A 20083-nucleotide genomic window follows, 5' to 3' on the forward strand; every position below is an offset into this window, starting at 1 on the left:
AATAAAGGATGATAGATAAAATTAAGTTACAAGGGAAATATGACAATGGTAAAACTGAAGTATTTTATAACGGATTAAAACTTTCTTTAGAAGAATCGCTTAAAATAAGTAAGCTTTCACCAACGGGGTTCAGCTAAGGTTATCTAGGATCTGGACCATCTCAATTGGCACTTGCTATATGCGTCAAACATTATGGTAAAACAAATGGTGGTGTTGTTTTAATTTATAAAAAATTTATGGCGTAAGTAATCGTAAACTGAAATCATTAGGAAGATTTTGATATTCTACTAAATTTTGATTTAATGATTTGTTGAATTACAAAAGTTAAATAAAAGGATAAGTTAGGACACCACGTAGCTAAACATAACCATCAAATTAAAGAATGGAAAACTTAAAGAAAGAACCAATTCGATTAAAAGAATAAGGCGAATCAGTTTTCGAGGATAAAACTAACTTTGAAAAGTGGTTAAAGACAAAGTCAAAAGCCTTGGGCGGGATAACCTCTGAATCACTTTTAAAGAGTTTAAAAGTCGTACATAAGGTTATGTAGGCTTTAGGAAGAATTGAACACGGTATCTTGGCGTAGAGTTTAAATAAAGATTGGGTTAGGAAAACGTGTCCTAATTTGTAAAGTTTAAATAAACGATTCTTAAAACGTATTGCATTTAACCAGGCACCAAGTTATAAAAACAAAAAAAGGGCTTGGATTTCTCCAAGCCTTTACTCAAGTAGGTAGATTCGTGTTATATGTTTTATTTCAAAGCTTCTTGGGTAGAAACTTGAGCTTGTGTATGTACTGCGATTTCGGTATTCTGTAGGTTGCTATTTTCCATATGATAGTAACTTAATGCAGCTATAACGAAACTTGTAAAATATAGTAAACTCTTAGTCTTAGGTTTCATAACAATTTGTGTTTTGATTCTGGCTCAAATGTACTTGTGAAAGGCACGCGAAAAACCCGAATGTTGTCAAGTGTGGCTTTTATGATGTCAAAATGATGAAAAGTGTTGAATAGCGTTTTTGTTCATCGGAATTATATACTTTTTATGGATAGTGTTGTTTTTGAGCTAGTTTTAAAGGGTTGTTAATTCATATTATAAATAAGAAATAATAGATTTGAAATTAGTACATTTATTAGATAATTAAGGGCTCCTTGTCATATTTTGTAAAGTTTAAATAAACGATGAAAAAACAACTCTTGATTTTCTGTACAGTATTTTTCTTAATTGCTTGTTACTCCGACGAGAAACCCTCAGTTCCTCAAACACTTTTAGGCAATTAGCAGCAAACTGCATCATTTGATGGAGGACCTCAAGAAAACGGGCTTTTGCAAATAGAAAATGTCAGAAGATATAATTTTGATTTTGATGGAATTATCACAAGTAATTTGTGCGATTGCGATTGAACATTTAGTTATGAAGATAACACTATTGAAGTTGACATCCCATGCTTTGGATTTACAAGGTATGATTATGAATTTATAGAGGGTAAATTGAAAGCTACTGAACAGGAGTTTAGCTGTAGTGAAGGATGCTATATATAATATGCAAAAATTATTTAGAAAATTTAATTTTGGCTTAATTGTTATAAATTTAATTATCAAAATTTTATCACTTTATCGAAAATCAGTTGCATTAAATACCTGAAAGTTGCATCCTCTTTTGGAACTCAAGATCAAAGTGTAAAAAACAGTAATTTGAAAAGTTCAAATAAACGATATGATATTTGTGTAGACGGACTTCGTATAAACGCAACCATTGTCGAAAGTAAACATCTTTAAAGTACATAAATAGACTAAAATCGCATGAAATATCCAATCAAAATTCTACTATTCATTACGCTATTTACGACTCCGTTAATTCTTCTAGGTCAGGATAATACCGTAAGCAAATATAGTTTGCAATTTAATTTAGGCGTATCAAGAACTTTACATTATAATCAACCACTAAGTTTAATTCAATGTATTGAAGGTTGCTTTCCAGAAGAACAAAAGCCAAGAATTTCACCAAATGTTAACTTTAGTATTTATCGTAATATAGATGATAAAAATAGTCTAAAACTTGGTTTTGGCTCCTCAAGTTATAGGTTTTGGGAAAGTGGCCAATCAAATGTTGGAGATGGTGTAACTTTCGTCCCCTTTGAATTAGTTCAAAGATGGAGCTTTTATGGTTTATCCTTAGGTTATAGATATGTTTTAAACTCAGAAAAAAAAGTTCGCCTTTTTGTAGAAAATGAATTTATCTATGAAATTCCAGTACAACATTATGAACTCCTTAAAAGTGGTATCGCCATAAAACCAAAAATCGGTGCGATGTTGAGTATTAACGATAGATGGAGTATTCTTGCCGAAGGGTTCTTTAAATCAGCACTAACAATATATAGTGATAAAAATTTCGGAGAAGACTATAGACCTTATGCTTACGGCATACAATTAGGAATTAATCTAAAAATTTAGAAACAACTTTGATTGACTAAGAATGAGTTAAAAGGTTAAGCTTTAAAGAACTTAGCTAAACCAAAGTCTAAATAAAGGATCATTTATGAAAATTAAAGAACTTATTTTGTTATTGAATCAGCTTCCGGAAGACAACGATATCTATTTTGAAAGTAATGATTCAGGGATTAAATTTAATGATATTAAAGTAAAGTAAAGAAAAGCACATTCTCCATTCTCAGTAAACGGAAAAGAAGTTAAGTTACATGTCTTAAAAGTCTAATAAAACGATGGGTTAGGACACCATCTCGTAATTCGACAGGTCAATTTATTTTTTTAGGAGTTCAGGTCTATGTGTTAAAACTTAAAAAAAGCTCCAATCTATAGAGAGGAGCCTTAAATAACAACACTATATGGAAATGAAAGAAATAGGGGTCGATCAGTATGCTTACGTGAATATAGACAACCTATGTTATCGGAGGAAAAGTATGTTGTGAAAACCGTCCCTTTTGTGGTCTATCGATGATATGTGCATTATAACGGGCAATTTTTGCCCTAAAAGTTTTAATGCCGATGTGTATATCATGCCGCCAAGGTTCGCTCCGTTGAAGCATGGAAGATTAGTTCTTGGTAAGGAAAAAAGCGGACCGATAAAGTTTACCTTCTCGGAGTATGTAATATATATAGATCAAGTTTCACTGAATATCCTTTTGGATATCGATGTATTCCATATTTTTGTAAGAGCGGTAATAGATCTTAATATGACCCATTTAGGTGTTTATCTTTCCAATATTTCCATGAGCAATGGGGAAATATCGCGCAGGACCGGTATATGGAAGTCCCGACTGAGCGATCTTCGCAATAAGGATTCCTCTAACCTGAAAGCCGAAGAACTATATTTGATATCCAAGGTACTGGATGTGGACCCCAAAGAAATCCTCGAGGAGATCTATGGACATTTGGAACTAAAATGACCGGAGCTACCTTTGACGTGGGCATTATTGTCGTCACCGGGCATATCGTAAATCCCTCGGGTAAGAAAGGGGGATATCGATATTTTACTACATATTCAGCGTGTTACACAACAATTATTGTTGGGTACGGTGCATCCGGTATACCTTTGCAATGTTGGTCGGGGTGGTTCCCGAATTTTTAAATTCATGAGATTTTTCAGGAGGTCCCGTTTTTTTTAAGGCGGGGCCTTTATCGTACGCCCCCTCTACCGACCGGGATGATTCTACCGATATCCGTCGCCCTATCGGTCCCGAGGATATGTTCGATAGAATTTATATTCGGGAAGATAGAACAACAAAACTATTACAAGGTCCGTTGTTCGTGGAACCGGTCAAACTATAAACTATATCCGATTGCTACAGTTCGTAAGAAAATATTTATAACCGATCCCATATCGAAATGGAAGGTCGAGATAAACGATCTAAGTATCGCCATCGAGGAAAGCGAGATCCTGCTGACCAAGAACGGTGACGATAAGTGGACCGCGATATTCGGGAACGTACTGGAACAACTCTATACGATCAGGGACGAACAGGAAATCGGGGACAGGGAAATTTGATATAGTGGCCGTCAGATACTGTGTGATAGCCAAAGTGTGGATAAACGGTTATTTCGATACTTGCCATTGGCGGTCCTTTAATTAAAGTTCCCTCAGTACCCCTAACTTCGGATATTAGAACTTTGTTGCGTTCGGCGGTTCGATGATCCCGCACCTATTAACGGATACGATGGCAGGGGCGCGATACTTGGAAGGATCTTCCGTATCCACTTTATACCGCACTACGACGGTACCATTATAATGGGCGACTTCATCGGGAACGTCGATGACAAGGATACCCTCCATAATTTCCGCATGTACACCATCCAACGGGAAACCGTCGAACACGACCATCGGAACCGGATCCTCAAGAAAATAAATGGGAACTTCCCGGTCTACCAGTACCGAACTGAACTCGCCTACCTCGATGGATATCCTTTGTCCATGGATAACGCCACAAAGTAGGACAAAAAAGAGCAAAGGATAGGTTCGGACAGATTCCGCGCTTCTTAAATTAAATATTAGGTGCCATTGAAATGTTGATTCCATTATTCCCTAACGTTTAGAAAAAGGGATTTATGCTGAATTTTCGACGAACGTTAACTAATATGTACTTTTTTCGACCAACCGTGTCCTGTCATATTGTTCCTTCAGGTTAAAAATGGGATTACAAAAATCTTTCCGTTAGAGAGCGGAAGTTCTTCACTAGGTAGTTATCAAAATCGACCAGCTCCGGGTAACAGCAAGTGAAGCACCGAAAAAAATCACTATTTTCCTTATTCTCAAAATATGCGGAACGAGAGGAATTATTTAAGTATTCTTATCTTTATGAAGGTTCTATCAAAAGATAAGATTTCAAATATGGAAATAGGTATTGAAACGAACAAAGGAAAATGGAAGGATATAAAATTCACGGAAAAATAATCGATGATGTCAAAACGAATTTTATTTATAGCTATTTTTGGAGTGATATCCTTGGGTAGCGAAACTGACCCGCTACCTTGTGAAGATGGATATACAGAAATATGAACATAAAATGGACCTGTTTGCATACCTGAAGGAGAGGTAAGATCTATTGTTATGTTAACACCTTAAGTCCGATCAAACGATAATAACAACTGAAAAATTACGTTACCATGCATTAATTTTTTTTAAAAAGTTTAAAAATGCAGGAAATGAAGCCAGGGATTTTGAAAGTTCTGCCTTAGCATATGTTAATATTGAGGAAGACTTTCAATACAAGGACAAAGTTAGTGGAGATACATTGGTTATGATTTTAGAAGACTTGAGTTATTTAAAATATAAACTAGGGACCAAAAGAAAACATTATATTAATCCGAAGGGTTTTAATTTTTAAAGTTCAAATAAAGGATTGATTAATGGTCTTAAGGGGGTCGGTCCATTGAACTCAATTTAATAATTAGACTTGGAGTAAACTGTTGATTCTTAAAGGACGGCTATCAATAAAAAAGAATATTACCGAAGTGACAATCATAATCGCATAAACGAAGTAGGTGTTCGTATCATACATTTTAATGATTTGGTTAGTATCCTCGATTAAGTTTTTGTTTTCAATTTGGGGAGTTTTCATAATTTCTGAGTTATGCATTTTTATATAGAACAACGTTGAAACCGATAATCCTGAAATTTCTTGTTTTTTTAATTTTTCTAAATAGTATAGTAGTTTATCGATGAATAGAATAGTTACAATTATTAGTATAATCAATGATACTGGCGATAATTACGCTTTTTTCGTGGAGAGAGAGGATTTATACTCATCGTTGAGTGGAGTCAAGGATATCGATGGTGACAACATGGAATTTGTTAAGATCAACGATAAGATTCAACTTAATGAAAATACTTTTATACTTAAAGACATCAATTTGAAATTGCAACCAGTCAAATTCAAAACGAGGCACATAGAAAAAAGAGAAGAATCAACACCATTGGACTTCAGAATAGAAATTATTGTAACAGTCGAGGATTTTCCTTTTAAGGTTTAATTAAAGGATGTAATCACCTAGACGATGCTCGCTCCACCGATTGAACAAATAAAAAAGACCTCCCGTTTCACCACATAATTCGGAACCTGTACAACAAAAATTATCCCGTATCCGGTAACAGGGATATTTTTAGATTTCATTTTCATATAATCAAATAAGCTTAGGTATATGGGGACCGGGGCTTTTTTTACGATACTCTCGATTTTTATTTTATCACTTACAGGTTTTCCTTTTCGCGACTGAACGTTCATTTACCTTTTACCGATTTTTCTTACACTTTACCAGGAAAAATGGTTTTAGCTTGACGTTAGCGCTATCTTTATTTTCCCAAAATCTAAAAACCTACAGTATGTACCCAAATGTAGTCGTCCTGGACGATTCGCCGCTCCAGGCAATGACCACCTCCAGATTTGTGGTGGCCCATTGCAATCTCAATTTACTGGCAACCTTCACCAATATAGACAAAGCGCTCGCCTTTATATCCTATAACAAGGTTGACATCCTTTTTACGGACGTTGAAATGCCTGGACTCAACGGTTTTCAGGTAATTACCAAGATTCCAGGTAACATCAAGATCATCATGAATTCCACGCGTCCAGAGTTCGCCATAGCAGCACTGGATTCCGGTGCAAATGCCTTTCTGCTAAAACCTATCGAACGTGAAGCGTTCGAAGGTGCCGCGAAGCAAGTTCTTGGTGTAACAGGGCCTGAACTTTGGATAGTCGGTAAAAGGACAAGGTCAAATGCCATAAGAAGCCAGGTTTGCTAGGGAACAATTCACCCAAAGTAAGTTTTAGGGATTTACTGGCGTATCTCGAAAAGGACATTGCACGTGCCGAACGCACCGGGAACAATATCTTGCGGGCCGCATTGGTAACTGGCGTGGTCTCCGTCGCAATATCCACAGGCGGTTCTATATATTCTTTATGTATACCGATACTCTTCATCGGTCTGTACTTCGTGAACCTTAATTACCTGAAAGGCCTATTAAAGCTTTACCGGAAGTGGGAGGAAAATGTTTGAGTTTGAGGATTGCTCGGAAAAAATTATTTTCATTAGATCGGATGCTCAGTATTTTTCCTCAAAGCGAAAAGTACGCTCATAGTTTTAAGTCTCATCGGATATTTTAATTTTTAGATAAACATGCTCAAAGACTGGAGACTTATCCGTGTGCCTCAATATGGTTTGGATCGGAAAAATGAAAAAGGACCGCACTAAGTACGTACCCTTGTTCTGGAAAAAATTCACTTTGAATAAATAACTCGAGGTAAATCAACAAATAACGCTGGATTTAAGGAAAGATTTGTTGTCAGTGGATATCAATGCGACATGTACGTAGCGGCCTATGTTGTCAAATAGGTCGGAAAATGAAAAATTTGGACTGTTTTTAATCAATAGAATTCCCCGAGGCTCTGCCTCGGGTGTCGCGTAAAGATATTCATATATTTGTGATTATGAGTGATCATGTTCACAAGAGTCATAACAAAAGCTTGCTTTTGTACCACTTTGTTTGTCCTATAAAGTATAGGAGAAAAGTTTTAAGTGATGCAGTTTCAATGACTTTCAAAGAGGTTTGTTTGCAGATAGAGGAACGTTATGAGATTCATTTTGTTGAAATAGGATTAGATGGCGATCATGTTCATTTTTTGATTCAAAGTATTCCGATGAATGCTCCAAAGAAAATAATCGGAGCGGTCAAAAGTATTACTGCAAAAGAAATTTTTCGACTTCATCCTGAGATGAAAAGGATGCTCTGGGGCGGGAAGTTTTGGACAAATGGTTACTATGTGAATACAGTAGGGCAATACGCAAATGAAGAAGTGATAAAGAAGTACCTTGAAAACCAAGGAAAGTCAAAATATACTGAGTTGCACAGAAATCAGCTCAAATTATTTTGATACCCCGACGGCTCTGCCTCGGGGTAGTTCGTTAAATACCAACCTATAACCCTACGTGTGGCAAGAATCGAGATTTTGGGTAGTCCGGATGAACAGGAGAGAATCGGGACCTTTTTCTAATATAAATATTTTGTCTTTAAAATGGTCAAATATTTTGCAAACCGCTCGTTGAAAGTACAAAAATTGTGTGAAGAGACAGATAAAAAATTTAATTAAGGGATTAGTCAGGACGCTATGTCGTAATTCGTAAAGTTTAATAAAACGATTATTAAACACAGTGCAGAGGAAGTTATATATTTTCTCGGACTGGTCAATACAATAAATACTTCTATTGGACTTCAATATGATCATTGGGGCCTTAAAAATAGTGTATATAGTGTACCTGTACCTCCAGCACCTCCTCCAAAATTAATTGCGATAGAACCATCACCCCTTAAATCACCGCCAGATGAAATGGAACGGGAAAATCTTTCCTCAGGCTCTAAACTTAGATTAAAACCGCCTTCAGTGGCATTGACCCTGGTAAATGATTTTATTGTCTTATCCGCGTTAAGGTAAAGCACATAGCCCCAACCCTCGTATTGTTGATTGGCCCCTGTGACCAAATCAGGTATTCCATCACCATCGATATCTCCAGGAGCACACATGGCATGACCAAAGTTTGCCCCAAAGGTACCATTAGGGTTGATGTCGGATACCAATTCGTCCGTAAAGCCGTTCATACCTTCCGCTATTTTTGTCTTGGAGACCACATTATGGGTAGAGCTGTCCAGAGAAAGAATCCAGATCGCCCCTTTTCCTGCGTCGGCCATAAAGGCGCCCACAGCCAATTCCTTCGTCCCATCGTTATCTATATCACCAAGCATTGTCACTTCACGACCACCGAATTGGTCGCCATCTTCTAGACCGGCCCCAAAACCGCCTTGCGTTGAGCTTATGGTGACCTTTTTGGTATTTTCAATTTGTGATGAACTGTCCAGAAATAGAATATCTATCGCGCCACGCTCCGTACCACCGTCATTTGACCCGGGTACACATGCGACCAAGTCTATTCTGCCATCGCCATCGATATCCCCGATTGCTGAAAGTCCGTTGGCAATTACGTTATCGTTCTTGACAAAATCCTTGACCGTGCCATCTACATTCAAATGAATAATGTACAACGCATTGTTCGGGGGTACAGGGGAGGATACGGCAATGTCCGGTATACCGTCAAGATCATAATCACCGATACCTGCCACACCATATCCAAAAAAGTTTCCGGCATTTAACTCACCCGTAAAACCACCTTCCAACATAGAGATCTTTTGGTTGGCTTGTACGGTACCATTGCTATTCATAAATAAAATATAGACCGCACCGGCATCCATTGCACCATCATCGTCCGAACGTGCCCCCACCACAAAATCAGTTACGCCATCTCCATTAACGTCCCCAATGTTGTCGTGGTCCCTTCCAAACCTATCTCCACCTTCTAGATCAGCGGAAAAACCACCTGAGCCCTCACTAATGGTTACAAAGCCTTCTGGTTGATATCCCAATCCCGATTGCGTTGCGGGAAGGATTTCATTTGAACCATCGTCATTACCACAACTATTAAACGTAAGTATCGCAAAAAGAACGTAAAGGCTTTTCATAATTGTTGTTGCTTTTCTTGTTAGACCCTTGTTCATTAAAATGGTTTAATCAGAAATTCTTTTTTTTTTAAAAATGATTAAGTTAGTAGGAGAAAACTAACATTTGGAATAAATCTGAAGTTCAGATAAACGATAAATAAAGGATTAATTATGAGTCAAACTTCAAACGTTGAAGTATACAATAGAGAAGATGAAACTAAAAGAAGAGTTGAGCATAATAGGGAAATTGATGCTATTGTAAAATTATCTCTGGTTGGAACGAGTTGTAACTGTGGTTCGAATAATTTAAAACAAATCAGAAAAGGCTCCTACATAGTCAGATGTATTAACTGTAATTCAAAATATAGACTAGGATTCAAAGTTTAAATTAAGGATGGTATGAAAACAGGAAAATATGTTAAAAGAATGCGTTTGCAGAAGAACCTATCACAAGAAAACTTGTGTAAATTAATTAATAAGCCTGTATCCCATATTTGCGAATGGGAGAATGACCTTTATACAATAAAGCTTAGTGTTTTTTTGGAAATAGCCACCGCTTTAAAGATTACAAATTTCAATAAGATATTAAAAAATTAAGTATAAATAAACGATAAGTTAGGACACTATGTCCGTAGTTCGAAAAGCTAATTAAAGGATAATTAAATTTATGCCTAAACGTTTGGGGCTAATTATAAAATATTTTATTATGAACAAAAATGATTTTAGTGGGTTGAAAGTTATGTATATAAATTGTACTCTTAAAAAATCTCCACAAGAAAGCCACACCAAAACCTTGATGGAAGTTTCCAAAGCTATTATGGCCAAGGAAAACGTCTATGTTGACGAAATCCGATTAGTCGACCATCAAATTGCAAGTGGTGTTTATCCCGATATGACCGAGCATGGTTGGGAAGTTGACGAATGGCCAGAACTATCAAAGAAGATTCTGGACGCGGATGTCCTTGTAGTGGGAACACCAATTTGGTTAGGCGAAAAATCGTCAGAAGCCCAAAAATTAATCGAAAGACTTTACGCTATGAGTAGTCAGACCAATGATAAAGGTCAATACGTCTATTATGGTAAAGTTGGTGGCTGCATCGTTACCGGTAATGAAGATGGTATCAAACATTGTGCGATGGGAATACTGTACTCGCTCCAACACATAGGTTATTCCATACCGCCCCAAGCAGATTGCGGATGGATCGGAAAAGTAGGCCCAGGACCAAGTTATGGGGATAAAGAATGGAAAGGAGAAAAACTGAATAATCCTGTGGGCTTTGATAGTGAATTCACGAATAGGAATACCACGTTTATGACCTATAATCTGCTTCATTTAGCATTAATGTTAAAAAACAATAGTGGTTATTCAAATTATGGCAACTCTCGAAAGGACTGGGATGATGGAGAGCGATGGGAGTTTGAAAACCCAGAATACCGCTAAAGCTACTAGCTACATCGTAGGCTCTAATCGAACTTTACAACAAATGAAAGTTTCGCGTATAAAAGTCGCCTATTTCTAAAAATTGGTCAATAGCAAAGTTCAAACAAATGATAAATCTTTAGCTTTTTTTATTCTATAGGTTATCCTTCGATTGGTAATTACAGTTCTTGATTTAACGTTGAGAATTGTCTCGTTGGAAATCACCTGTCCGCAGACATAATTATTATTGGTAACGATTGCGCGGTACAGATTACCGTTCTTAATAGAATCCGGGGAGATTACGGTCAATGCGTCCGTTGTAGTACCCGAGTATTCGGTACCATCGGTTATATCGCTAAAAGTAGAACCGTTATCCGTACTTAACTGCCATTGATACGTATCCGTATCGCTTGAGGTAAGGTCAAACATAGCATCGTCGGGTACGAACACATTTTGATCTGTTGGTTGTAATGTGATCAGAGGTGCGTTGCCCAATTCTTGAAATGTATATTCGGAAGAATTAGTGCTAATTGCCGGGGTGGTAGTATAGGCGTCCCCAGCTCCGTTAATTCTAGCGGCAGTTACCAATCCGTTGGCGTTTACTTCCATGTTCGTAATAACTCCGCCATAGGTACCATCATCATTACTGTCCGCGTAACTATCGGCATAAGCTTCGTTGGTATCGTTACAGCCGTCGTTGTCGGAGTCGATATCCAAATCATCGGTTATACCATCTTTATCGGTATCCAAACCTGCCGCCCAAATTATTGTATTGACCAAGAGATTTTCACCTGTGGAATTAAATCCTACTGTACTATTATTCAATGGAAGGACACTGCGCCTTCCCGGAGCGATACCCGCATCCATCGCATCACCAACCTCCCAAGCTATGAGTACCGCTTGCCCGTTTGGATGGTACCCTAATTTGGTACCTGAAACCACTTTGTTCACATAGAACCCTGCATCTCCAACATCTAGGTCGCCCAAGGATAGGCCTGCGGTAATTGGATGCGTATTATCCGTAATGTTGATGATGTTAGTAGTGTTATTAACCATAGCTCCCGTGGTACCCAGAATGTCGTCATAAAGCGCATTCTCACTTGTTACTATACCATTTGTCGTAGTTGCTAGATTTGCAATATTTGCCAATGCTGTACCACTATTTACATCTTCGTATATGAATGTCACCGAATAGTCATTGGCATTTCCGCCAAAATTGTCATCCACTACCGTTACCGTATACCCTAAGGCTATGAGTTTGTCTATTGTATTCTGTTCTTCGGTTTCTGGAGCGTTTTGCGTAACCCACAATACCGTCTTAGGTCGTTCTACGGTATCAAGAATACCATCATTATCATCATCTAGATCGGTTCTGTCGCCCACTCCGTCATTATCGCTATCAGTATCCTCATATAAGATGGCACTGTTCTCGATACGAACACAGAGATTGTCCGGATGGGTTACCACCAAGTTGTAAACATTCCGGTTCAAGCCTGTAATTTCTGAGATATTCAGGGTGCTTGTATTCGTGCCGCTGTAAACGCCCCCATTAGTAAGGTCAATACCGTTTACTTGCCATTGAAATTGAAGATTTATACTGTCATAGGTAGCAGGTGGTACCGAATAATTAGGCGAACCCGATATATAACTCTGTGTATATTCTGCCGTGGCGGTTGTTACCGTGAAATTGGTACCGCCCCCGTTCAATATATTTTGATCTATTAATGCGGTGGCGTCAACGGTGGCGCGAGTCGCAATTTGAAAGGTATAATCTGATGTAGTACTGCTAATCAGCGGATTCGTGTAACCGTCAGAACCACCGGTGACCGTTCCGTTTGTGGAATTATAACCCGTACCCTGAAGCTCTCCAGGTTTAGAGGAACTTTCCGTATATCCGGCTTCCGTAACGTCATTACAACCGTCTCCATCACTATCCGATTGGTTAAAATCCGGAACACCATCGCCATCGGTATCCGTAGATAGGTATGCAGTTGCCAAGGTGCCGCTGTCTGGATAGGTCTCAATATTGTCATATACACCATTAGTGCCTACTGTACCGTTAGTGGCATCTATGATACCGTCATTATTGGTATCAAGATTACCATTTCCGTTCTCTATGATATCATAAATACCGTCGTTGTCCGCATCCAAATCAAAATTGTTGAATATGCCGTCATTATCTGAATCTAAACAGGTGGGGGTTGAAACCACCCAGATTTCGACATCATCTATAAAGTTACCAGATCCTAAAGCCCCTGTAGACGTAGAGACCGCGTCAAAAATAAAATAGGTATTGGTCTGGCCAGCTGGGACTGTATAAGAACCGGTATATGAGCCCCAAGCCGTATTACCGTCACTCATCGTCTGTTGCACGGTCGCAGAGGTAAGGTCTGCACCGATACGAACGGTGGCGACATCAGTTCCCTCACGCCCCCGATGGTGTACGGACCATTGTACTTCAGACCCTGGGGTCAGGCACAATATCTGGTATAGTGCCGATGAAACCCTAGCGTTCAGTTCGGCGAACTGATTCCCTTCGAAAGAAGGCACGCCCCTAAAACCGGAGGACCATATTTCGATCAAGCCATCGGAAGCGGTCGTAGACCACCCTGGTACATTACTCTCGTTCGTTTGTATATAGCTTGCATTTGGAATCACAGGATTCTCAAAACCACCATTGGTTATAGGTTCCAAACAGATAGTTCCCGCACATTCATCTTCGTCCAGAACACCATCGTTGTCATCATCGTCATCACAGATATCACCAACGCCATCACCGTCATTATCTTCTTGCAAAGGGTTGGCCGTTGTAGGGCAGTTGTCCATACTATCCTCAATACCGTCACCATCGGCATCCGGACCTACCGTTGGACAAACGATAGAACTACAATTTCCGGTACAATCCCCTTCATTGGGCGGCGCAAATGAATTTAATGTTACCGAGGCATTCGGAGTTCCTGTATCGAAAGGAGAACTGTTTGAATTTGTAGTATCGTAAAAGTTTATTCCTCCTCCGTCATTACCAAACGAATTGTTTTGAACGGTATTACCTGTAAAATAATAGCTTCCACTACCAGTTACTGCATTATTATTAGTGAAATTAATACCAGAAACGATCCCGTCAGCACCTTGATTGAAAGCTGCGTTGTTCTGGAACAGACCAGAAGAACCACTAGAGCGCATAGATAAAAATATTACCGTTGTTATAGGTATTATTTCCATTGTTGTTGAACCCCTTATCAGCTACAAAGGTACAATAGTTGCGAACCGTAGAACCTGAATTAATGTTTATGAATTGCCTCGAGTACGCTAAACCGTAATTGTCGACTGTACCACTCGGGTTGAAATTGCCATTTATAGTTTCCAACTCATCGTTATTTGTAAACGTAGAACCGCTACCTGTTGCAAATTCTTGTGTCGCCGTTACTTTACCGTTGTTCGTGAACGTAGAATTATTGTTCAAATTAAAGTTATTGGTAAAGTTGATTTTTGCATTCAACCCATTGACCCAGGTGGTCGTACCGTTCAAATTCACCGAGGAATTGAAGTTGGCGACATTGTAATTTTCGATTCTAAAACCTGAATTTAGATTGATCCCATTGAAATTTAGAGTTCCACAGTTTATTAGAGTGCCTGATGGATTATTGAAATTTGAAGGGGAGAATGTAGCTCCGTTCGCTATATAGATTGTAGCACCTGACAAAAAATTATTAATATTACCAGAAAAAGTTCCACTGGTAATACATAAAGTTTCGCCTGAGTTTAAATTTCCTGTAAAAGTAGCTTGGGTATAGGTACAATTTATAGGGCTGCCGGGACATTGAGCTAAAATGTAATGGCTAGGCACAAAAAAAAAGGTGAGAAGACCAAATATAAAATTAAAAAAATTTTTTTTTCCATCAATGGCAGTATTCTAATATAGTTACTTGACTTACAGCAAAATAGTTGTGGAGTAACTTAAGTTAAATATATATAATCACTGGGTTAGAAAAAGAAATTGTTGTGAAAGGATTGAAAATATATGTGAGTAATATAAATTAACATATGAGGTTTCTATATGACAAATGTAAATACCATTAAAATTTAAAAAGTTCGGTCTATTTTAATTAGAGGTTGACACATAAAAATTTCAATTTTGTTGAGAAAGAAAAATTATTAAAGGGCTCAAGAAATATACCCAAACCCTTGATTACTAATTTTCTGTGACCTGTATGAAGTGGCAAGTCTAAATAAAGTGCTAAATATGACTCAATTATGAAGTAGTTAAGAAAATAATAGAGAAGTTGAATCCAATAGTAAAATTTGCTCTGGAAAATTACGCTTTTAAATATGGTTCTGTGCATATGAAGCAAATTAGAAGGGATTCATATATTGTAAAATGTAATTACCAATGCAGGTTAAGTATTTAAAGATTAAATAAAGGATGATTTATTGTCCTTGGTTACATAGTTTTCTATTAATTCTTAACTTGAACCTTATAACATATGTTATATATTTAATTTTTGGGCATAATGCTTGTAGATTAAAGAATAAAAATAAAACTGATAAAATCAGGAAATTAAACGGGTATTATGTTTAATTATAGAAAACTTGTATCTATGAATTTTAGCAGATTAATTGCGTATACTTCCAATTGGTATCATACGTTGTTATTAAGCATTATATTGGCAATAACGATTGTAGTCATTTTAATTTTTCTTCAACCATTTGATATATACGGAAACGAAATTGCGTACAAAAATATAAAGTTGATTGGTTATGGTATTTGTATAATCCTACCAATATTGCTTATTCATGTTTTAGAAGAGTTTTGGATTAAACTTACTCATGGAAAATGGTATATTTATCAAGAGATAATTATATTAAATTTAGGTTTTTTGTTAATTTCAATTACCTCATACATCTACAATGTTTTGGTAGTCAATAATAATCTAGAGTCGAGCAATATTTTTCAATGGGTAAAAAATTTTGGATTACCTTTTATTCCTGTTTTTATTCCCCTTTGGGTCTATGTCCGGTTTAGGTTTAGCAAAATTTCAATTAAACCAGTTGTTGATGAAAAGACCAAAGAAATTTTAATCACAGGGAATAACCAAAATGAAGTCATACGCTTTCTTGAGAAGGATTTTATATTGGCAAAATCACAAGCAAACTATATAGATATTTACTACGTACATTTAGATTTATTAAAAAAAGAAGTGATTCGATCGACTTTAGCAAGTCTTAAAAGTGAAATGAAATTTGCGGAGCAAGTACATAGATCTTACTTAGTTAATCCAACTCATATAGAACAGATATCAGGTAATTCTCGTAAAGGGTATATTACTGTAAATAAATTGGATGAATTGGTTCCAGTTGCACCAAAATACTTCTTAGGAATAAAAGAGTATCTTCAGAACCATCCCTGAAATTCATACTTATATCATAAGCTTCAAATTCATCCCAAAAGCTTCAATTTCATCACTTTAATTTTTTTAGACATCATCTGCTTTCGTTCTTTGCATCAATATAATCGCAATTGAATTGGAGGAATGAACAAAAAGTTAAAAATTTTATTTATGACAGCAGTCTTCATTATTGGACTTTTATTTTCTGCGTGGAAGGTCTTTAATTACTATTGGAGAACTCGAGGTACGTTAAATACGTTTTATAATTTTAGCGAACCAGATACTTTAAGCTATTCAAATCTTAGGTGGGAAGGTGACTCATTTGGATCTATTGAAACCGATATAAGTGCATTTTTTGTAAAGGTAAAATTAAATGGAATAGACGATTCTTTTTACATGCAATTTGATACAGGCACGTCTCAAAGTTTATTATATGGAAAAACCTTAAATGCTCTGAAGGTAAAATATCCCTCATTTGAATTTGTAAAGAGTCAGTCGGGTAGCTCTTGGTTAGAATCACCAAACTTAACACTGGGCGAGCTTAGTTTTGATGCGAAAAAAATACTCGTACTCGATGATTTTGGCAGTGATAAAATTGATTCTTCATTCATCAAAATTGGGACAATTGGTTTTGACGCTATTGTAGGGAGAAAGCTAATACTCGATTTTAAAAATAACCGACTGAGTATTACCAAGAAGGACATAAATAATTTAGGCTTTTTATTTGCTGAAGTTGAAGGAGCAAGCTTAGAACGTTTTCCGATATTAATCCCTGCTGAAGTTGACGGAAACAATGTGCAAATCTCCTATGATACAGGTTCTAGTATGTTTTCACTCGTTGTGGATAATAAAAAGCTACAAAATATAAAAAATGCAGAGGCGATAGATACATTATGCTGTACAACTAGCTGGGGAAAAGCCTATAATTTTTATAGAAGAAGATCAATTACGTCTATTAAGATTGGAAAGCTAGTAGAAGAAAAACCGTACATTTATTCTTCAAATTCTATGAATCAATATGCTATATTTCCAGACTGGTTAATGATGGGGCTAGCAGGGAACAAAATGTTTTTAGACCATGTAATTCTAATCGACACAGAAAATAATATTTTCGGAATAGGCGAATGATATAAACTATGCCCACTCAGTTCGTTATCATAGTTTAAATAAATGATGGTTTTATATTTTAAAGAAGATATGATATTGCTTTTTTAGAAATGTAGATTACCTATTAGAATGTCCTAAATGAGCTTATTTGCCGTTAATTTAAAGGCAGATAACCCAAAACACCCAAATTTTTGTTAAAAAGGGGCTAATTCGGTGGACCTTAAAATTAAGAGTTTGTTTATCGCCCGAAAACAGGCGATAATGTAGATTATGGATAGTTCCTCTTTCTCCGCTTAGAGCAAAGCTCAATATCTTTTTGATATTGAGCTTTTTCTTTTTACGGATGTCAAAAGCGAGCTTTTGTAAGGACGGAAAAATAAAAAAGTTCAAAATCTGCGAGAGCAGATTTGAGCTTTATTGTCAGGCTCGGAGATTGAGGGATGCACAGCGTGAATCCCTTGTTAGCAAGATTTAAAGTTAAAAGCAAGCTCTTGTATGGGCCGAAAAAGAAATAGCTCAAAATTTGCGAGAGCAGATTTGAGCTTTATTGTCAGGCTCAAAGCTTGAGGGCTGCACGGAGTGAATCCCTTGTTAATAGGATTTAAATATCCACGCTAGAGAATTATATCTGATTAAAGTGAGCGTTAGATTAATTCAACTCATGTTAAACCTATTCTTTCATTTTTAAATGGTGTTATTATACTTTTTTACAGTCACATCATACTTCATATATTTAAAAAATAGTGTCTAGTTATTTTAGAGTTTCAAGAAAAATTTGTTGGTCTTTCAAAAATAGAAATGAAGTTTAATCTTCATTTAAAACTTGGTAGAATGCTATCTTTACAACAGCTAGTTCTCCTTAAAGAAATAAACATTAAAGTACTCTTGCGCAAAAAAAAGCTGAATATTGTATGGTTAAAACGTGATTTACGTTCACAAGATCATGAACCTTTACTTCATACAGAAAGAGCAGGTATTCCATATATAATTATCTATCTATTTGAACCATCTCTAATTCACTACACAGATACCAGTTTAAGGCATTTACAATTTATTTATCAATCTATCTTAGATTTAAATATAACCTTAAAACCATATCAAAGAAGTGTTACCCTTTTTTATGGTGAAGTCGAGTCTATTCTTGATTACCTTAATGATATTTTTGAAATTAATTCACTTTTTAGTTATTGTGAAAGTGGCATAAAATTGTCATGGGATCGAGATAAAAAAGTAAAGGAAATTTGTAATACATACGGTATAAATTGGCAAGAATTTCAACGTGACGGTATTCTAAGAGGTATAAAAAATAGGGAGGATTGGAGTAAACAATGGCACTTGAAAATGCATCAGCCTATAATTAGGAATAAGTATTCGATATCTAATTTAGAGCCATTAAAACATCCCTTTTTATTGCTACAAGATTTTCAAACTAATTTAGAAAAAACCAACAGTAACTTACAACCTGATGGCGAACAGAATGCCTTACGATATTTAAAATCTTTTGCCGCCAAAAGGGGTAGTAATTATCAAAAACATATTTCAAAACCAACAGAAAGCAGAAAAGGGTGTAGTAGATTATCGCCATATTTAGCTTGGGGAAATATAAGTGTAAAACAAGTATTTCAATTTGTAGGTACCCACCCGAACGGAACAAAGAATAATCGAGCATTTTCAGCCATGTTAACCAGATTGTTTTGGCACTGCCACTTTATTCAAAAATTTGAGGTAGAATGTAGCTATGAAACAGCGTGTATCAATAAAGGGTGTGAATTATTAGTACATGAAAAAAATGATGCATTTATTAAAGCATGGAAGTTAGGGTTAACGGGTTACCCATTAGTTGATGCTTGTATGCGAGCTGTAGCGCAAACAGGATGGATTAATTTTAGAATGAGGGCAATGGTAGTTTCATTTTTAACACTCAATCTAGATCAAGATTGGAGAGATGGCACCTATCATTTGGCTAGGCAATTTTTAGACTATGAGCCTGGTATACATTATCCTCAATTTCAAATGCAGGCCGGTACAACTGGTATTAATACCGTTCGATTATATAACCCTGTAAAGAACTCTCAAGAACATGATACCGAAGGTGTTTTTATAAAAAAGTGGGTTCCGGAACTTGCTAGCGTTCCTGTAGTACACATTCATGAACCCTGGAAAATGACAGTTTTGGAACAGTCGTTCTGTGAAGTTATAATTGGTGAAGATTACCCATTACCAATTGTAGATTTACAAGAAAGTGCAAAGTTTGCAAGAGAAAAAATTTGGGAACACAAAAATCATCCTGCAGTTCAAAAAGAAAAATACCGTCTACTAAAAACTCATGTAAATAGTTCAAAGACTGGTTTAAGGTGAAAATAGTTAGTGTTGTCAGTCTTTTACCATAACTCAGTTTTAAATTTTTGATTATTTTTTTTTACGCTTATTAACTTCTAAATAAATAGGCATTCTATGAAAAGTATAACCGTCCAAAGTGTAGTTCTTGACCAATTTTTTTGAACCAGCGATAAGAGTACTTGATGGTCAAATTGATTATTGGTAATACGGTTGTGTAGTGGTACAAATTGTAACATTGTAATCACCCAAACAAAGATTATTAAAATCAATTTTAGTAACTGATAGGGTTCGGTTTCTGTAATACAATGGTATATCGATAGTGCTAA

At 36.4% G+C, this 20083-nt stretch carries 16 protein-coding genes; 11 read left to right on the forward strand and 5 right to left on the reverse strand.

From position 1 onward, the window contains the following. Window positions 1–8 precede the first annotated feature (8 nt). Window positions 9–137 (forward strand): hypothetical protein, encoded by a 129-nt coding sequence (locus tag ACPF9A_RS18105; protein WP_423999122.1) that lies wholly within the window; start codon window positions 9–11, stop codon window positions 135–137. Between the two features lie 615 nt (window positions 138–752). Here the strand turns inward: ACPF9A_RS18105 and ACPF9A_RS18110 are convergent. Continuing rightward, window positions 753–902, reverse strand: a complete 150-nt coding sequence (locus tag ACPF9A_RS18110; protein WP_423999124.1) for a hypothetical protein — start codon at window positions 900–902, stop codon at window positions 753–755. Between the two features lie 902 nt (window positions 903–1804). On the opposite strand from ACPF9A_RS18110, the gene ACPF9A_RS18115 reads away from it, so the two are divergent. Both ACPF9A_RS18115 and ACPF9A_RS18120 read left to right on the forward strand, forming a co-directional pair. Continuing rightward, window positions 1805–2455, forward strand: coding sequence for a hypothetical protein (locus ACPF9A_RS18115; RefSeq protein WP_423999126.1), 651 nt, complete (start codon window positions 1805–1807; stop codon window positions 2453–2455). Window positions 2456–3195: 740 nt separating this feature from the next. Beyond that, on the forward strand, window positions 3196–3408 hold the full coding sequence (locus tag ACPF9A_RS18120) for a helix-turn-helix domain-containing protein (protein WP_424004523.1): 213 nt from the start codon (window positions 3196–3198) through the stop codon (window positions 3406–3408). A gap of 713 nt (window positions 3409–4121) precedes the next feature. Here ACPF9A_RS18120 and ACPF9A_RS18125 read toward each other — a convergent pair. Then, window positions 4122–4535 (reverse strand): hypothetical protein, encoded by a 414-nt coding sequence (locus ACPF9A_RS18125; protein WP_423999128.1) that lies wholly within the window; start codon window positions 4533–4535, stop codon window positions 4122–4124. 1142 nt (window positions 4536–5677) lie between these two features. Here ACPF9A_RS18125 and ACPF9A_RS18130 point away from each other — a divergent pair. The 3 genes from ACPF9A_RS18130 (at window position 5678) to tnpA (ending at window position 7887) form a co-directional block, all read left to right on the forward strand. After that, window positions 5678–5989, forward strand: a complete 312-nt coding sequence (locus tag ACPF9A_RS18130; protein WP_423999130.1) for a hypothetical protein — start codon at window positions 5678–5680, stop codon at window positions 5987–5989. A gap of 349 nt (window positions 5990–6338) precedes the next feature. Then, window positions 6339–6758: a LytR/AlgR family response regulator transcription factor gene (locus tag ACPF9A_RS18135; RefSeq protein ID WP_423999132.1), complete on the forward strand. Its 420-nt coding sequence runs from the start codon at window positions 6339–6341 to the stop codon at window positions 6756–6758. Window positions 6759–7443: 685 nt separating this feature from the next. Continuing rightward, a complete protein-coding gene (gene tnpA, locus ACPF9A_RS18140) occupies window positions 7444–7887 on the forward strand; it encodes an IS200/IS605 family transposase (protein WP_423999134.1) in 444 nt (147 codons plus the stop codon). A gap of 347 nt (window positions 7888–8234) precedes the next feature. Here tnpA and ACPF9A_RS18145 read toward each other — a convergent pair whose 3' ends face one another. Beyond that, window positions 8235–9560 carry a hypothetical protein gene (locus ACPF9A_RS18145; protein ID WP_423999136.1) on the reverse strand — a complete coding sequence of 442 codons (1326 nt, stop codon included), beginning with the start codon at window positions 9558–9560 and terminating at the stop codon, window positions 8235–8237. A 369-nt stretch (window positions 9561–9929) separates the two neighbouring features. Between ACPF9A_RS18145 and ACPF9A_RS18150 the strand changes: the two genes are divergently transcribed. Further along, entirely contained in the window at window positions 9930–10100 is a 171-nt protein-coding gene (locus ACPF9A_RS18150) for a helix-turn-helix domain-containing protein (protein WP_424004525.1), read from the forward strand. A gap of 109 nt (window positions 10101–10209) precedes the next feature. Then, window positions 10210–10944, forward strand: a complete 735-nt coding sequence (locus tag ACPF9A_RS18155) for a flavodoxin family protein (RefSeq protein ID WP_423999138.1) — start codon at window positions 10210–10212, stop codon at window positions 10942–10944. A 99-nt stretch (window positions 10945–11043) separates the two neighbouring features. Here ACPF9A_RS18155 and ACPF9A_RS18160 read toward each other — a convergent pair whose 3' ends face one another. Then, window positions 11044–14145 carry a thrombospondin type 3 repeat-containing protein gene (locus ACPF9A_RS18160; RefSeq protein ID WP_423999140.1) on the reverse strand — a complete coding sequence of 1034 codons (3102 nt, stop codon included), beginning with the start codon at window positions 14143–14145 and terminating at the stop codon, window positions 11044–11046. Beyond that, window positions 14096–14770, reverse strand: coding sequence for a hypothetical protein (locus ACPF9A_RS18165; protein WP_423999142.1), 675 nt, complete (start codon window positions 14768–14770; stop codon window positions 14096–14098). The genes ACPF9A_RS18160 and ACPF9A_RS18165 overlap by 50 nt, the downstream gene beginning before the upstream one ends. A 724-nt stretch (window positions 14771–15494) precedes the next feature. On the opposite strand from ACPF9A_RS18165, the gene ACPF9A_RS18170 reads away from it, so the two are divergent. From ACPF9A_RS18170 to ACPF9A_RS18180, 3 genes are all read left to right on the forward strand, one after another. Further along, a complete protein-coding gene (locus ACPF9A_RS18170) occupies window positions 15495–16331 on the forward strand; it encodes a LytTR family DNA-binding domain-containing protein (protein ID WP_423999143.1) in 837 nt (278 codons plus the stop codon). 150 nt (window positions 16332–16481) lie between these two features. Further along, a complete protein-coding gene (locus tag ACPF9A_RS18175) occupies window positions 16482–17438 on the forward strand; it encodes a hypothetical protein (protein WP_423999145.1) in 957 nt (318 codons plus the stop codon). 777 nt (window positions 17439–18215) lie between these two features. Continuing rightward, window positions 18216–19775, forward strand: a complete 1560-nt coding sequence (locus ACPF9A_RS18180; RefSeq protein WP_423999147.1) for a deoxyribodipyrimidine photo-lyase/cryptochrome family protein — start codon at window positions 18216–18218, stop codon at window positions 19773–19775. Window positions 19776–20083 lie beyond the last annotated feature (308 nt).

The sequence above is a fragment of the Maribacter sp. IgM3_T14_3 genome, from assembly GCF_049603095.1.
In the GTDB taxonomy this organism is placed as follows: Bacteria; Bacteroidota; Bacteroidia; order Flavobacteriales; family Flavobacteriaceae; genus Maribacter.

What these genes read in the sequence shown, in the direction of transcription:
- ACPF9A_RS18180 (WP_423999147.1), top strand. Translation starts at nt 18,216, where the DNA reads ATGAAGTTTAATCTTCATTTAAAACTTGGTAGAATGCTATCTTTACAA.
- ACPF9A_RS18105 (WP_423999122.1), top strand. Translation starts at nt 9, where the DNA reads ATGATAGATAAAATTAAGTTACAAGGGAAATATGACAATGGTAAAACT.
- ACPF9A_RS18120 (WP_424004523.1), top strand. Translation starts at nt 3,196, where the DNA reads ATGACCCATTTAGGTGTTTATCTTTCCAATATTTCCATGAGCAATGGG.
- ACPF9A_RS18110 (WP_423999124.1), bottom strand. Translation starts at nt 902, where the DNA reads ATGAAACCTAAGACTAAGAGTTTACTATATTTTACAAGTTTCGTTATA.
- ACPF9A_RS18170 (WP_423999143.1), top strand. Translation starts at nt 15,495, where the DNA reads ATGTTTAATTATAGAAAACTTGTATCTATGAATTTTAGCAGATTAATT.
- ACPF9A_RS18150 (WP_424004525.1), top strand. Translation starts at nt 9,930, where the DNA reads ATGCGTTTGCAGAAGAACCTATCACAAGAAAACTTGTGTAAATTAATT.
- ACPF9A_RS18125 (WP_423999128.1), bottom strand. Translation starts at nt 4,535, where the DNA reads ATGGAATCAACATTTCAATGGCACCTAATATTTAATTTAAGAAGCGCG.
- ACPF9A_RS18145 (WP_423999136.1), bottom strand. Translation starts at nt 9,560, where the DNA reads ATGAACAAGGGTCTAACAAGAAAAGCAACAACAATTATGAAAAGCCTT.
- ACPF9A_RS18155 (WP_423999138.1), top strand. Translation starts at nt 10,210, where the DNA reads ATGAACAAAAATGATTTTAGTGGGTTGAAAGTTATGTATATAAATTGT.
- ACPF9A_RS18130 (WP_423999130.1), top strand. Translation starts at nt 5,678, where the DNA reads ATGAATAGAATAGTTACAATTATTAGTATAATCAATGATACTGGCGAT.
- ACPF9A_RS18135 (WP_423999132.1), top strand. Translation starts at nt 6,339, where the DNA reads ATGTACCCAAATGTAGTCGTCCTGGACGATTCGCCGCTCCAGGCAATG.
- ACPF9A_RS18160 (WP_423999140.1), bottom strand. Translation starts at nt 14,145, where the DNA reads ATGGAAATAATACCTATAACAACGGTAATATTTTTATCTATGCGCTCT.
- ACPF9A_RS18115 (WP_423999126.1), top strand. Translation starts at nt 1,805, where the DNA reads ATGAAATATCCAATCAAAATTCTACTATTCATTACGCTATTTACGACT.
- ACPF9A_RS18175 (WP_423999145.1), top strand. Translation starts at nt 16,482, where the DNA reads ATGACAGCAGTCTTCATTATTGGACTTTTATTTTCTGCGTGGAAGGTC.
- tnpA (WP_423999134.1), top strand. Translation starts at nt 7,444, where the DNA reads ATGAGTGATCATGTTCACAAGAGTCATAACAAAAGCTTGCTTTTGTAC.